The 13,805-nt window shown below is 71.8% G+C and carries 14 protein-coding genes and 1 pseudogene; 5 read left to right on the forward strand and 10 right to left on the reverse strand.

What is annotated here, in order from left to right:
- Positions 1-171: 171 nt before the first annotated feature.
- On the forward strand, positions 172-1,008 hold the full coding sequence (locus J2S66_RS22300) for a type IV toxin-antitoxin system AbiEi family antitoxin domain-containing protein (protein WP_310309187.1): 837 nt from the start codon (positions 172-174) through the stop codon (positions 1,006-1,008).
- Positions 1,005-1,931 carry a nucleotidyl transferase AbiEii/AbiGii toxin family protein gene (locus J2S66_RS22305; protein ID WP_310309188.1) on the forward strand — a complete coding sequence of 309 codons (927 nt, stop codon included), beginning with the start codon at positions 1,005-1,007 and terminating at the stop codon, positions 1,929-1,931. The genes J2S66_RS22300 and J2S66_RS22305 overlap by 4 nt, the downstream gene beginning before the upstream one ends.
- 6 nt (positions 1,932-1,937) lie before the next feature.
- Here J2S66_RS22305 and rlmN read toward each other — a convergent pair whose 3' ends face one another.
- Positions 1,938-3,044 carry a dual-specificity RNA methyltransferase RlmN gene (gene rlmN, locus J2S66_RS22310; RefSeq protein WP_306747527.1) on the reverse strand — a complete coding sequence of 369 codons (1,107 nt, stop codon included), beginning with the start codon at positions 3,042-3,044 and terminating at the stop codon, positions 1,938-1,940.
- Positions 3,045-3,262: 218 nt separating this feature from the next.
- Here rlmN and J2S66_RS22315 point away from each other — a divergent pair, with 218 nt between their 5' ends.
- On the forward strand, positions 3,263-3,934 hold the full coding sequence (locus J2S66_RS22315; RefSeq protein WP_310309190.1) for a PadR family transcriptional regulator: 672 nt from the start codon (positions 3,263-3,265) through the stop codon (positions 3,932-3,934).
- 4 nt (positions 3,935-3,938) lie between these two features.
- Here J2S66_RS22315 and J2S66_RS22320 read toward each other — a convergent pair whose 3' ends face one another.
- Positions 3,939-4,922 carry an aldo/keto reductase gene (locus J2S66_RS22320; RefSeq protein ID WP_310309191.1) on the reverse strand — a complete coding sequence of 328 codons (984 nt, stop codon included), beginning with the start codon at positions 4,920-4,922 and terminating at the stop codon, positions 3,939-3,941.
- 24 nt (positions 4,923-4,946) lie between these two features.
- Positions 4,947-5,693 carry a class I SAM-dependent methyltransferase gene (locus J2S66_RS22325; RefSeq protein ID WP_310309192.1) on the reverse strand — a complete coding sequence of 249 codons (747 nt, stop codon included), beginning with the start codon at positions 5,691-5,693 and terminating at the stop codon, positions 4,947-4,949.
- 115 nt (positions 5,694-5,808) lie between these two features.
- Here J2S66_RS22325 and J2S66_RS22330 point away from each other — a divergent pair, with 115 nt between their 5' ends.
- Positions 5,809-6,564, forward strand: a complete 756-nt coding sequence (locus tag J2S66_RS22330) for a VOC family protein (RefSeq protein WP_310309193.1) — start codon at positions 5,809-5,811, stop codon at positions 6,562-6,564.
- A gap of 10 nt (positions 6,565-6,574) precedes the next feature.
- On the opposite strand, the gene J2S66_RS22335 is transcribed toward J2S66_RS22330, so the two are convergent.
- The 5 genes from J2S66_RS22335 to rpsB form a co-directional block, all read right to left on the reverse strand.
- Positions 6,575-7,492, reverse strand: coding sequence for a phosphatidate cytidylyltransferase (locus tag J2S66_RS22335; protein WP_374726112.1), 918 nt, complete (start codon positions 7,490-7,492; stop codon positions 6,575-6,577).
- A gap of 84 nt (positions 7,493-7,576) precedes the next feature.
- Positions 7,577-8,134, reverse strand: a complete 558-nt coding sequence (gene frr, locus J2S66_RS22340; protein ID WP_310309194.1) for a ribosome recycling factor — start codon at positions 8,132-8,134, stop codon at positions 7,577-7,579.
- A 45-nt stretch (positions 8,135-8,179) separates the two neighbouring features.
- Positions 8,180-8,890, reverse strand: coding sequence for a UMP kinase (gene pyrH, locus J2S66_RS22345; RefSeq protein WP_310314995.1), 711 nt, complete (start codon positions 8,888-8,890; stop codon positions 8,180-8,182).
- Between the two features lie 148 nt (positions 8,891-9,038).
- The gene (tsf, locus tag J2S66_RS22350; RefSeq protein WP_310309196.1) at positions 9,039-9,854 is read right to left on the reverse strand and encodes a translation elongation factor Ts; all 816 of its coding nucleotides are present in this window, start codon (positions 9,852-9,854) and stop codon (positions 9,039-9,041) included.
- Positions 9,855-9,943: 89 nt separating this feature from the next.
- Positions 9,944-10,810, reverse strand: coding sequence for a 30S ribosomal protein S2 (rpsB, locus tag J2S66_RS22355; RefSeq protein ID WP_306747519.1), 867 nt, complete (start codon positions 10,808-10,810; stop codon positions 9,944-9,946).
- Between the two features lie 368 nt (positions 10,811-11,178).
- Here rpsB and J2S66_RS22360 point away from each other — a divergent pair, with 368 nt between their 5' ends.
- Entirely contained in the window at positions 11,179-11,805 is a 627-nt protein-coding gene (locus tag J2S66_RS22360; protein WP_310309197.1) for a M23 family metallopeptidase, read from the forward strand.
- 30 nt (positions 11,806-11,835) lie between these two features.
- Here J2S66_RS22360 and J2S66_RS22365 read toward each other — a convergent pair.
- A pseudogene (locus tag J2S66_RS22365) lies at positions 11,836-12,826 on the reverse strand (FliA/WhiG family RNA polymerase sigma factor).
- Positions 12,801-13,778: a tyrosine recombinase XerC gene (locus tag J2S66_RS22370; RefSeq protein ID WP_310309199.1), complete on the reverse strand. Its 978-nt coding sequence runs from the start codon at positions 13,776-13,778 to the stop codon at positions 12,801-12,803. The pseudogene J2S66_RS22365 and the gene J2S66_RS22370 overlap by 26 nt, the downstream one beginning before the upstream one ends.
- Between the last annotated feature and the right edge of the window lie 27 nt (positions 13,779-13,805).

Raw genomic sequence — 13,805 nt, forward strand, 5'->3', positions numbered from 1 at the left:
GCAATCCGTTCGCACCGGTTCCCTCTTCGAGGTGGCGACGGGCGCGCTTGCCGAATCGTCCAACGCCCATGTGGTCCCATCCCGGCCCAGCTTCACTCCTTCGATCGATATCGACAGCGTTCCTTACGTCTAATCGTAAGGAACGCTGTCACAAGCTGTAATGTTCGCCGCATGGAGATGGTTCGCGCTCTCGAACTGCTTGGCGGCTACACCGCCGGGCAGTGGGGCATGGTGACCACGCGGCAAGCACTGGCCGTCGGCGTGGGCGATGTCACCCTGCACCGCCTCAGGGGAGCCGGCCTGCTGGAGACCGTGCGTCGTGGCGTGCACGCCACGACGTCGTCCGCAGCCTCCGACGCCCGACTCGAACAGGCGGCCTGGCTGGCCCTTCGACCGGACACCGCCGGTTGGGAACGCCCCGCGCTCGACCCGGACGGCGGCGTCGTCTCGCACCGTTCGGCGGCCCGGCTGCACGGCCTCGGGGACCTGCCGGACAGCGGGGTCGAGATCACCGTTCCCCGGCGACGCACCACGCGCGACCCCGGTGTGCGGCTGCACAGGGCGGAACTGCGCCAGGACGACGTGGCCCTGCTGGACGGCCTGCCGATCACCACCCCGGTGCGCACGATCTGCGACTTGCTCGGCCGGCACGTCGATGCCAGCCACATCGCGACGATCATCAGGCAATCCGTCAAGGCGGGGCAGGTCGACCTCGCAGATCTGGTGGAGCGCATCGGACCGCACGCCCGCCGCTACGGAGTGGCGCGCGGGAACGGGGTCGAACTCCTGGCACAACTCCTCGCGCAGATCGGGGTCTCCCCCGGCGAACTGGCGATCGTGTCACCTCGCTTGACGTGGAAAGGGCTGAGTGAGTCCACCTGGGGGCAACTGGCCAAGACCGAGGTCACCTGGGGCGACCTCGCCACCGCGTCGCCGGAGTTCCTGCAGCGCCTCCTCCGAGCCGCGCCGGACCGTGACGCCACCACCGATCAGGACGACAGGTCATGACACCGAAACCGCCCCTGAGCCCCCAGGCCTTCATGAACGCCCTGAAGGCCCGTGCGGCCAACACCTCGAAGGTCAGCGGAGTCCCCACCAAGGAACTGCTCGAACGCTATTACCACCGTCGCCTGCTGGCCCGCGTGTTCCACGCGGACGGGAACGGCTGGGTGTTGAAGGGCGGCCAAGCCCTGCTGGTGCGGTGGCCCCTCGCCCGCTACTCGACCGACGTCGACCTCCTGCGCACCTCCGGGGAATCCACGGTCGACGACGCCGTGGTGGCGCTACTCGACGCGGTGGCCGTGACCCTCGACGACCACCTGCGGTTCGACCACCACGACACATCGCGCGAGGCGGCCGCGAACCGACCGTCCCGCAAGGTGCGGTTCAGGGTGATGTTCGGCCTCAAGCAGTTGTCGGTGGTCAGCGTCGACGTCGTAGCAGCCGACCTGCACCCGCTCGGCGAACTCGTCGTCGAGCGGTTGGCCGCCCCGTTCACCGTCGATTCGAGCCCTTGGCCGGCGGTGCGCATGTGGCCGTTGGAGGACCACGTGGCGGACAAGGTCGCGGCGATGTACGAACGCCACGGCGAGCACCTGCGGCCGTCCACCAGGTTCAAGGACCTGGTGGACATCGCGTTGATCGCGCACAACTCACCCCTGGCAGGCGCGACGACCCACGCGGCCCTGCACGCCGAGGTGCGCCGACGCCGGAACGCGGGGACCCACCTGGTCCTCCCGGACCGCTTCACCGTTCCCGGTGCCGGGTGGGTGACGGGCTACCGCGCGGAGGCGGCCAAGGCGCATGAACTCCCGAACGGCTACCGCACTCTCGACGGTGTGACGCCGCTGGCCAAGGCGTTCGTCACCCCTCTGCTCCAAGAGCACGAAATCCCGGGGACGTGGCAGCCAGGCGCTCTCCGGTGGGTGTGACGGGACTCAGCCCTCCGCCGCCAGCTGCCCGCAGGCGGCGGCGATCTCCTGGCCCCGGGTGTCGCGCACGGTGCACTCCACGCCCTGCTCCTTGACCCTGCGCACGAACTCGCGCTCCACCGGCTTCGGCGACGCGTCCCACTTCGAGCCGGGCGTCGGGTTCAGCGGGATGACGTTGACGTGCACCAGCTGTCCCAGGTACCTGCGCAGCAGCTTGCCCAGCAGGTCGGCGCGCCAGCCCTGGTCGTTGATGTCCCGGATCAGCGCGTACTCGATCGACACGCGGCGACCGGTCTTGTCCGCGTAGCCGCGCGCGGCCTCCAGGACCTCGGCGACCTTCCACTTCGTGTTGACCGGCACGAGGGTGTCGCGCAGCTCGTCGTCGGGGGTGTGCAGCGACACGGCCAGCCTGACCTGGAGGTCCTCCTCCGTCAGCTTCCGGATCGCCGGCACCAGGCCGACCGTCGACACGGTCACCGAGCGCTGTGAGATGCCCAGGCCGGACGGCGCGGGGTCGCAGATGCGGTGCACGGCCTCCAGCACCCGCTTGTAGTTGGCCAGCGGCTCGCCCATGCCCATGAACACGATGTTGGACAGCCTGCCGGGACCACCCGGGAGCAGGCCGTCGCGCATGGCGGCGGCACCCCGCCGCACCTGGTCCACGATCTCGGCCGTGGACAGGTTGCGGGTCAGGCCGCCCTGGCCCGTGGCGCAGAACGGGCACGCCATGCCGCAGCCGGCCTGCGACGAGATGCACAGGGTGGCGCGGTCCGGGTAGCGCATGAGGACGCTCTCGACCAGCGTGCCGTCGTGGGCGCGCAGCAGCGTCTTGCGGGTCATGCCGTCGTCGGCCTCCACGCCGCGCAGCTCGGTCCACAGCGGGGGCATGAGGTCGGCGACGAGCCGGTCGCGCGCGGCGGCCGGGATGTCGGTCATCGCGTCGGGGTCGACGGTGAGCCGGGAGAAGTAGTGGTTCGACAGCTGCGCGGCGCGGAACGGCTTCTCACCGAGCGCGACGACGGCCTCTCGACGCTGGTCGGCGGAGAGGTCGGCGAGGTGGCGCGGCGGCAGGCCGCGCTTGGGCGCGTCGAAGACGAGGGGGAGGGCAGTCATAGCACCTCCAGTGTCCCACGCCCGCGCCGCTACCCCCGACCACGCGCACCGTGTGCCCGAACACGCTGTGCGATCGGGGCGCGGTGAGGGGTGACACAGCGCAAAGCGAGCGGTCGGCGTTGCATCGCGATACGTTCCGATATATCGTCAACATGTCACAACCGGTCGGTACCGACAGCCGGTACCGACAACGGGCACTTCACGACGAGGAGCGGACGATGCGTTTCCACCACGAACACCACGGACACCGGCACGGCTACCTGCACCAGCGCGACCACGGGTTCGGCGACCCCCGCGGCGGCGGGCCCGGGGGCGGCTTCGGGCCGTTCCACCCCGGTCCGCCGGCGCCGCCCGGACCGATGGGGCCGCCCGAACCGCCGGGCTTCTTCGGCCACGGCCGGGGGCGGGGGCGCGGGGGCAGGCAGCGGAAGGGCAACGTGCGCGCCGCCGTGCTCGCCCTGCTCGCCGAACGGCCGATGCACGGCTACGAGATGATCCAGGAGATCGGCCGCCGCACGGACGGCCTCTGGCGGCCCAGCCCCGGGTCGGTCTACCCGACCCTGCAACTGCTGGCCGACGAGGGCCTGGTCGCCTCCACCGAGGAGGCGGGCGGCAAGAAGCTGTTCACGCTGACCGGGTCCGGGCAGGCGGAGGCCGCGAAGCTGGAGGGCGCGCCGCCGTGGCAGCAGGTCAACGACGAGCTGGACCTGAACGCGGCGAAGCTGCGCACGGCGTCCCGCCACCTCGGCGCGGCGATGCAGCAGATGGCCCACGCGGGCACGCGCGAGCAGCAGAACCGCGCCGTCGAGGTCCTCAACGAGGCTCGCCGCAGGCTCTACGCGATCCTGGGCGAGCTCGACGTCGAGGAGGACGACGTGGACGAGGGGTGACCGACTACCAGCGGTCGTGCACCAGCGGGCGGATGAGCGAGTCGTACACGGCGCGCACCTCGTCCTGGGCCGACGGCGACAGGGGCGGGAGGTCCGCGGCGGCCGAGTTGGCGCGAGCCTGCTCAGCGTTGCGGGCCCCCGGGATCACCACGGTCACCCCGGGCTGGTCGACGATCCACCGCAGCGCGAACTGCGCGAGGGTCGCCCCGGCGGGCACGAGGGGCCGCAGCCGCTCCACCGCCTCCAGGCCGACCTCGAACGGCACGCCGGAGAACGTCTCGCCGACGTCGAACGCGTCGCCGTTGCGGTTGTAGTTGCGGTGGTCGTCCTCGCCGAACGTGGTCGAGGCCGTGTACTTGCCGGAGAGCAGGCCGGAGGCGAGCGGCACGCGGGCGATGACCGCCACGCCCGCCTCGGCCGCCGCCGGGAGCACCCGCTCCAGCGGCTTGAGGCGCAGCGCGTTGAGGATGACCTGGACGCTCGCGACGCCCGGCCGGGCGATCGCGGTCAGCGCCTCCTCGACCGTCTCCACGCTCACGCCGTAGGCGGCGATCCGCTCGGCCTCGACCATCTCGTCGAGGGTGTCGAACACCTCGTCGGTGGAGTACACCGGCGTCGGCGGGCAGTGCAGCTGCACGAGGTCCAGGGTGTCCACGCCCAGGTTCGCGCGGGACCGGTCGTTCCAGGCCAGGAAGTTCTCGCGGGAGTAGTTCCCCGGCACCTGCTCGACGCGGCGGCCCATCTTGGTGGCCACGGTGATGCCCGCGTCACCGCGCTCGCGCAGGAACTTGCCGACCAGGGTCTCGCTGCGGCCGTCGCCGTAGACGTCGGCGGTGTCGAAGAAGGTCACCCCGGTGTCCGCGGCGGCGTGCAGCACCGCGAGCGCGTCGGACTCCTCGACCTGCCCCCAGTCCGCGCCGAGCTGCCAGCAGCCCAGACCGATGACGCCGACCTGCCGACCGAACCTGCCCGCGTTCCTGTTCTCCACGCCGCCGATCCTATGTGAACGTTCTCAGGGCAGCACGAGACCGGTGGGCTTGCGCCGCACGTGCAGCCGGTAGCCGACCTCGAACGACAGGCCGGGCGTCTCGGCGAGGGCGCGTTCGGCGACGGCGGCGGAGAACTCGATCCGCAGCACCGCCTCCAGGTCCTCGCGCCGCTCGAACCGCCACAGCGCGCGCACCCGGCGCAGCGAGAAGCCCTGCTCGGCGAAGAACCGCTCCACCTCGACGGGGTCGTAGCGGGGTTCGTCGGCGCACAGCCACGGCCCGTAGGGCGGGGCGAGGCCGTCGAGGTCCACGACCGCGAGCGCGCCACCCGGCCGCAGCACCCGGTCGGCCTCCCGGATGCCCGGCTCGCAGCCGGGGCCGAAGAAGTACGCGGTGCGCGCGTGCACCAGGTCCGCGGTCGCGTCGCGCAGCGGCAGCCGCTGGGCCGGGCCGGCCAGCACGGACGCGCCCGGCACGTCGGCGACCCGTGCGCGGGCACGGCGCACCAGCGGCGGGTGCGGTTCGACCCCGACCACCGACGCGGCGTCGCGGGCGAACACCGGCAGGTGGAAGCCGTCGCCGCAGCCCACGTCGACGACGTCCCGGCCCGCCCAGTCGCACTCCCCGCGCAGCGCGGCCCAGAGGGCGCCGCCCGCGTCCTGCGCGCGGTTCTCGACCTCGTAGACCTCCGGCCAGTGCCAGATGTTGGGGCTCGGCAGCACGTCGGCCGGGCGGACGGCGGCCAGGGCGGCGCGGACTAGTCCCTTCACGGGACGACTCTAGAGCCGTAGCGTGATCCGGACACCGGTGAGCAGGAGGTAAGCGGTGTCGATCGTCCCGAATTCACCCGCTTTGGCCGAATTGCACCACGGTGCGCCGTGCTGGGTGGACCTCGCCACCACCGACCTCCAGGCGAGCATCGACTTCTACACGGGCCTGTTCGGCTGGTACTACGCCGACAGCGCGGGCGGCACGGTCGCCGTCGTGGACGGCCTGCCGGTCGCCGAACTGGTTCCCGCGTCCCAGCCGAGCGCGTGGACGCTGTACCTCGGCTCCCCGCACGCCCGCGCCACCGCCGAGCGGGCGCACGCCCTGGGCGGCACCGTCCTCGGCGAACCGACCGAGGTGTCCACCGTGGTCGTCGACCCGTCCGGCGCGGCGATCGGCTTCCGGCACGTGCCGCCGGACTGGCTGTTCGGCACCAACGGCCACGGCGCGTACGCGTGGGCCGAGCTGAACACGCGCGACGTGCAGGCCGCGGACGCGTTCTTCCACGAGCTGTGCGGCTACGAGATCACCCAGATCGGTGACGGTCAGGCAGTGGACTACACGCTGTGGGCGATCGAGGGCGAGACCGTCCTGGGGCGGCAGCGGATGGGCGGCGCGTTCGCGCCGGACACCCCGCCGCACTGGATGGTGTACTTCACCGCCGCGCCCGAGATCGGCACCGACTCCGTCGCGTCCCGCGTCCTGGAGCTGGGCGGGCAGATCACCGTGGAGCCGTACGACACGCCGTTCGGCCGGATCACCGTGGTCGCCGACCACGTGGGCTCGGTGTTCTCGGTGATCGACCCGTCGCGCAGCTCGCCGCTGTCCGACGACGAGGTCGGCTCGGCGATCGACGACCCGTACGACGAGTGAGGCGGCCGTCCTAGGACGGCACGAACGTGTGCAGCAGCAGCCAGGCCACCACGGCCGACGGCAGCAGCGAGTCCATCCGGTCCATCAGGCCGCCGTGGCCGGGCAGCAGCGTGCCCATGTCCTTGATGCCCAGGTCGCGCTTGATCAGCGACTCGACCAGGTCGCCCGCGGTGGCCGTGACGACCAGCGCGGCGCCGAACACGACGCCCTGCCACCACTGGCCGTCGAGCATCACCCCGACGGTGAGCACGCCGCCGAGCGTGCCCGCCAGCAGCGAACCGCCGAAGCCCTCCCAGGACTTCTTCGGGCTGATGGCGGGCGCCATCGGGTGCCTGCCCAGGAGCACGCCCGCCACGTAGCCGCCGGTGTCGGACAGCACGACGCCGATCAGGAACGCCAGGACCCGGAACACACCGTCCTCGGGCACCACCAGCATCACCGCGAACGCCGCGAACACCGCCACGTACGCCACCGTGAAGATCGACGCGGTGACGTCGCGCAGGTAGCCGTCGGCGCCGTCCTTGAGCCGCCACAGCAGGCAGACCAGCATCGTCACGACGAACGCGCTGAGCACGCCGCCGCGCTCGAACGGCCAGGCCAGCCAGACGACGGCCTGCGAGCCGAGCAGCACGGGCACCAGGGCGACCCGGATGCCCGCGCCGCGCTTGAGGGCGCCGGCCAGCTCGTACACCGACACGGCGACGGCCACCGCCACGACGACCACGAACAGCTGCCGCACGGTGAAGAGCGCCACCAGGATGACCGCGCCCAGCCCGACGCCCACGCCGATGGCGGCGGGCAGGTTGCGGCCCGCGCGGGACGGGGACGCGCCCCCGACCGCCGCGTCCCGTCCGGGTGCTCCCCGTTCCGGCGCGCCCCGTTCCGGCGCGCTCCGCCCCGGTGCGCCCTGCTCACCGCCGCCTGACACCTGTTGCGCTCCTGTCACGGCCGTCGACCGGCCAAGCCACACGCCCGGTCGTCGACCCGACCGGGCGAACCCGACACGACCCACCTAGACCTCGAGCAGCTCGACTTCCTTGTGCTTGACCAGCTCCTCGACCTGGGTCACGTACCGGTGGGTGACGTTCTCCAGCTCCTTCTCGGCGCGGGAGCCGTCGTCCTCGCCGACCTCGCCGTCCTTGACCAGGCGGTCCAGCTCTTCCTTGGCCTTGCGGCGGATGTTGCGGATGGACACCTTGGCGTCCTCGCCCTTGCCCTTGGCGACCTTGACCATCTCGCGGCGGCGCTCCTCGGACAGCTGCGGGATCACCACGCGGATGATCGAGCCGTCGTTGCTGGGGTTGACGCCCAGGTCGGAGTCGCGGATGGCCTTCTCGACCGCGTTGAGCTGCGTCGTGTCGTAGGGCTTGATGACCGCCATGCGCGCCTCCGGGATGGCGACGCTGGCCAGCTGGTTCAGGGGCGTGGGCGAACCGTAGTACTCGACGACGATGCGGGAGAACATCGAGGGGTTGGCGCGGCCGGTGCGGACCGAGGCGAGGTCCTCCTTCGCCACGGACACCGCTTTTTCCATCTTCTCCTCGGCGTCGAGGAGGGTCTCGTCGATCACGGCTGACTCCCTTGTGTGCGCTGTTCGGCTCGAATCCCAGCAGGTCTAGAAGGACGGGCGACCACCGGGGGTGCTCACCAGCGTCCCGATCTTCTCACCACGAACGGCACGCGCGATGTTCCCCTCGGTGAGGAGGTTGAACACCATGATCGGCATGTTGTTGTCCATGCACAGGCTGAACGCGGTGGCGTCCGCGACGTTCAGGCCGCGTTCGAGTACCTCCCGGTGGGTGATGTCGTCGAACATCAGCGCATCCGGGTCGATCTTCGGGTCGGCGGTGTAGATGCCGTCCACGGCCTTCGCCATCAGGACGATCTCGCAGCCGATCTCCAGCGCGCGCTGGGCGGCGGTGGTGTCGGTGGAGAAGTACGGCATGCCCGCGCCGCCGCCGAAGATCACCACGCGGCCCTTGTCGAGGTGCCGCATCGCCCGGCGGGGGATGTAGGACTCGGCGACCTGGCCCATCGTGATGGAGGTCTGCACGCGCGTGTCGATGCCGTGCTCGCGCTCCAGGAAGTCCTGGAGGGCGAGGCAGTTCATCACCGTGCCGAGCATGCCCATGTAGTCGGCGCGGCTGCGGTCCATGCCGCGCTGCTGGAGCTCCGCGCCGCGGAAGAAGTTGCCACCACCGATGACGACGGCGACCTGGACCCCCGTCCGGACGACCGCGGCGATCTGGCGGGACACCGTCTGCACGACGTCCGGGTCGACGCCGACACCGCCGCCGCCGAACATCTCGCCGCCCAGCTTGAGCATCACGCGGCGGTAGCCGGCAGCCGGCTCCTCCTCGCGGACTCCCGGGCCGTCCACCTCTGCGTTCTCTGCCTCTGGGCTCACGGGTCCTCCTCTGGACACGGCAAGGGCGGGGTCGCGACACCTGCGCGCAACCCCGCCCTCACGTGGATCAGGCCTGGCCGACCTCGAAGCGGGCGAACCGGGTCACGGTGACCCCGGCCTCGTCCAGCACGGCCTTGACGGTCTTCTTCGACTCCGTCACCGACGACTGCTCCAGGAGCACGACGTCCTTGAAGAAGCCGTTCACGCGACCCTCGACGATCTTGGGCAGCGCCGCCTCCGGCTTGCCCTCCTCGCGAGCGGTCTCCTCGGCGATGCGGCGCTCGTTGGCCACCACGTCCGCCGGGACCTCGTCACGGGTGAGGAAGCGCGGACGCATCGCGGCGATCTGCATCGCGGCGCCGCGGGCGGCCTCCTCGTTGTCACCGGTGTACTCGACGACGACGCCCACGGCGGGCGGCAGGTCGGCGGCACGGCGGTGCAGGTAGGTGGTCACGGCGCCGTCGAAGACGGCGACCTTGGCCAGCTCCAGCTTCTCGCCGATCTTGGCGGAGAACTCCTGCACGACCGCGTCGACGGCCTTGCCGTCCAGGTCGGCGGCCTTGAGGGCCTCGACGTCCGCCGGGCGGGTGGCCTTGGCGACGGCGACGATCCGGGAGGCCAGCTCCTGGAAGTCGGCGTTCTTGGCGACGAAGTCGGTCTCGCAGCGCAGCTCGACCATCACGCCGTCCTGGGCCAGGACCAGGCCGTTGGAGGTCGTGCGCTCGGCGCGCTTGCCGACGTCCTTCGCACCCTTGATGCGGAGGATCTCGACCGCCTTGTCGAAGTCGCCGTCGGCCTCCTCCAGCGCCTTCTTGCAGTCCATCATGCCTGCGGCGGTGAGCTCGCGGAGGCGCTTCACGTCAGCGGCGGTGTAGTTCGCCATCGTGCTGAATCCGTTCCTTCTGCGTATCGCGCGGGTGTCTGTGCGCGCGCCGCGCCCACCCCGTCGAGGTGGGCGCGGCGTGCGGCGGATCAGGACTGAGCGGCCTCGGTGCCCTCGGCGGGCGCGGCGGGCGCGTCGGCGGCGGGGGCGGCAGCGGCGGGCGCGTCGGCGCCGACCAGCAGCTCCTGCTCCCACTCGGCCAGCGGCTCGTCGGTGCCGACACCCGGCTCGGGCTTCTCGGCGCCGTCAGCGGCCTGGTTGCGGGCGCCGGAGCGCTGCATCAGACCGGCGGCGGCGGCCTCGGCCACGACCTTGGTCAGCAGGGCGGCGGAACGGATCGCGTCGTCGTTGCCCGGGATCGGGTAGTCGACCTCGTCCGGGTCGCAGTTCGTGTCGAGGATCGCCACGATCGGGATGTTCAGCTTGCGGGCCTCGCCGACCGCGATGTGCTCCTTCTTGGTGTCCACGATCCACACGGCGCTGGGCACCTTGGACATGTCGCGGATACCGCCGAGCGTGCGCTCCAGCTTGTCCTTCTCGCGGTTCATCATCAGGATTTCCTTCTTGGTGAAACCCTGGAAACCGCCGGTCTGCTCCATCGACTCCAGCTCCTTGAGCCGCTGGAGGCGCTTGTGCACCGTGGAGAAGTTGGTGAGCATGCCGCCCAGCCAGCGCTGGTTCACGAAGGGCATGCCGACGCGGAGGGCCTCGTTGGCGATGGCCTCCTGCGCCTGCTTCTTGGTGCCGATGAACAGGATCGACCCGCCGTGCGCGACCGTTTCCTTCACGAACTCGTAAGCCCGGTCGATGTAGGTCAGCGTCTGCTGCAGGTCGATGATGTAGATGCCGTTGCGCTCGGTGAAGATGTAGCGCTTCATCTTCGGGTTCCAGCGGCGGGTCTGGTGCCCGAAGTGCACGCCGCTGTCGAGCAGCTGCTTCATGGTGACGACGGCCATGGCCGGGTTCGCACCTCTTCGTTCGGGCGCACCGGCTCGTTCAGGCCGGCACGCGGTTCCGGTTCCTCGCGGCGGACCGGGGTGGACCGCCGCCCTGGTGCCCTTGCCGCCGCCCGAACCGGAGGGGTGTCGCATGCTTGCTCGCCACACCTCGGGACCGCCGGACTGCGTGACTCGACCACGGAAGCGGGTCGGATCTGCATTGGCACGCGAAGTCGTCCCGCGCTCACACGGGCCGCGGCACGAGTGTACGCCGATCGGCTCCGGAACACCGAACCGCCCCCGGGAGTTGTCCACAGGCCGCCGAGTTGTCCACAGCCGACGTGAAGCCACTGGTGAACCGCACCGCGGCCCAGGACCGTGGACCCGTGACTCCCACGATGCGAACGCCGCTGGTCCTGGCCTTGACAGCCCTCCTGGCCCTGTCGCCGCCCCTGCCCCCGCTCCCCGCGCCGCCGCCATGGCCGTCGTCGTGGGCGGCGTCGTGGGCGCCGCTGTGGGCGCCGCTGTGGGGTGCGTCGGTCGCCGGGGCGAGCCGGGCTCCGCGCTTCGCCTGGCCCCTGGCCCCGCCGCACGAGGTGGTCCGGCGCTTCGAGCGCCCACCGGGCCCGTACGCCGCGGGCCACCGGGGCGTCGACCTGTCCGCCCCACCGGGCGCCGCGGTCCTGGCCGCCGCCGACGGCGTGGTGCTGCACAGCGGCCCGGTGGCCGACCGCACCCTGGTCTCGTTGCTCCACGCGGGCGGCCTGCGCACCACCTACGAGCCGGTCATCCCCTCGGTCCGCACGGGTCAGGACGTCCGGCGGGGCGATCCGATCGGCACCCTGCGCCCCGGCCACGAGGGCTGCCCGACCCCTGCCTGCCTGCACTGGGGAGCCCTGCGGACGACGCCGCCCCGGACCCGCGAGTACCTCGACCCGCTGCGCCTGGTGCTCACGGGACGGGTGCGCCTGCTCCCCCGGGCCGCGCCGACGGCGGCTGCCGCCGCGCGATGACCGCACGACGACCGCGTTGGTGGTGCCCGCTCAGGCTTCGAGCTGCTCGTTGAGCTTGGTGCGCAGGCGCAGGACCGCCCGCGTGTGGAGCTGGCAGACGCGCGACTCGGTGACCCCGAGGACCTTGCCGATCTCGGCGAGGGTCAGGTTCTCGAAGTAGTACAGGGTGACCACGACCCGGTCGCGTTCGGCGAGCTGGGCGATGGCGTCCGCGAGCTGGCGGCGGCTGTCCTGGTCGACCAGGCTCGCGATCGGGTCCTCCGCGCCCTCGTCGGGCAGCGACTCGGCCAGTGACGAGCCCGGACCGCCGGTGCTGCGCCCGGCGGCGATCAGCTCGTCCAGCGCGACGACGCTGGTGAGCTGGAGCTGGGCGTACAGCTCGCGCAGCTCGCCCAGGCCGATCTTCAGCTCGGCGGCGAGCTCGCGGTCGGTAGGGGTTGCGCTGGAGGCTGGCGCCGAGGCGTTCGAGCGCGCGCTCGACGTCGCGGGCCCGGCTGCGGACCGAACGGGGCACCCAGTCCTGGGAGCGCAGGTCGTCGAGGATCGCGCCGCGGATGCGCTGCATCGCGTACGTCTCGAACTTCAGGCCGCGCTCGGGTTCGAACTTCTCGATCGCGTCGACCAGGCCGAAGATGCCGGACTGGATGAGGTCCGCGACGTCGACGTGCGCGGGCAGACCGGTGCCGACGCGGCCCGCGACGTACTTGACCAGCGGCGCGTAGTGCAGCACCAGCCGGTCGCGCAGGCCCTGCTTCCGCGACTCGCCGTAGGTGTGCCAGAGCGCGATGATCCCGGCTTCCACGTCGTCGGCGGTGCGCGACTCGGACGCCGGGTGCGCCGGTCTGCCGGCGGGCGCGGCGTGGCCGTTGATCGCCTGCGCTCCGTCGACGTGGTGACCGTTCGTCCCGGCCGGGGTGCGCGACTCCGACGAGGTCCCGACGTGCGCGGCGGAGGGAGAGGTCACGGTTGCGGTCCGCGAACCTCCCCCTGCGACGTCAGGAGCGGGGGTGGGTTCGGTCATGGATCGCCTTCAGCCGTTCGACGGTGACGTGTGTGTAGAGCTGAGTGGTTGCGAGCGTAGCGTGACCAAGAAGCTCTTGGACGGTGCGCAGGTCCGCTCCTCCTTCCAGCAGGTGCGTGGCCGCGGAGTGGCGCAGCCCGTGCGGTCCGGTGTCGTTCGCCTCGGGGACCGCGCCCACTACATCGTGGACGACCCTCCGGGCGGTACGCGGATCGAGCCTGCCGCCTCGTGCACCCAGCAGCAGCGCACGGTGTGAGCGGTCGTTGACCAGCGCCGACCGTCCGTGCTCCACCCAGCGCCGTACCGCCCGTTCGGCCGGAACGCCGAACGGCACCGTGCGTTCGCGATTGCCCTTGCCCAGAACCCGAATCACCCTTTGGGAGTAGTCCACGTCGTCGAGGTCGAGCCCGCACAGCTCGGCGACCCGGACACCTGTCGCGTACAGCAACTCCACCACGGCCTGGTCACGCAGCGCAACCGGATCGCCCTGTTCCGCACCTGCTTCCGCTGCCGCCATGGCGGCCCCGGCCTGGTCCGGCCGCAGTACTGCGGGCAGCGTGCGGTGCGGGCGCGGCGCGACGAGCCGCAGGCCCGGGTCGGCCGTGAGCGCGCCCGTGCGGGCGGCCCAGGCGGTGAACGCGCGGGCGGAGGCCGCGCGGCGGGCGAGCGTCGTCCGGCTCGCGCCCGCGGCGTGCTGCGCCGCGAGCCACGAGCGGAGTCCGGGCAGGTCGACGGCCTCGACGGTGGCGTCGTCGGGCTCGCCGCCGGCCAGGTGGACCAACAGCGCGACGACGTCACCGAGGTAGGCGCGGACCGTGTGCGGGGACAGCCCGCGCTCCATCGCCAGGTGGCGCTCGAAGCTCCCCAGAACCGCCGCCACGTCGCCCGGCAGCGCGCGACGAAGGCGCACGAGATCGACACGACGTGTCCGGGCGGGCGGCGGCGGGGACATAGACCCTGACGCTGCGCCCTCGGACGC

It is taken from the genome of Saccharothrix longispora (assembly GCF_031455225.1).
Classification (GTDB): Bacteria; Actinomycetota; Actinomycetes; order Mycobacteriales; family Pseudonocardiaceae; genus Actinosynnema; species Actinosynnema longispora.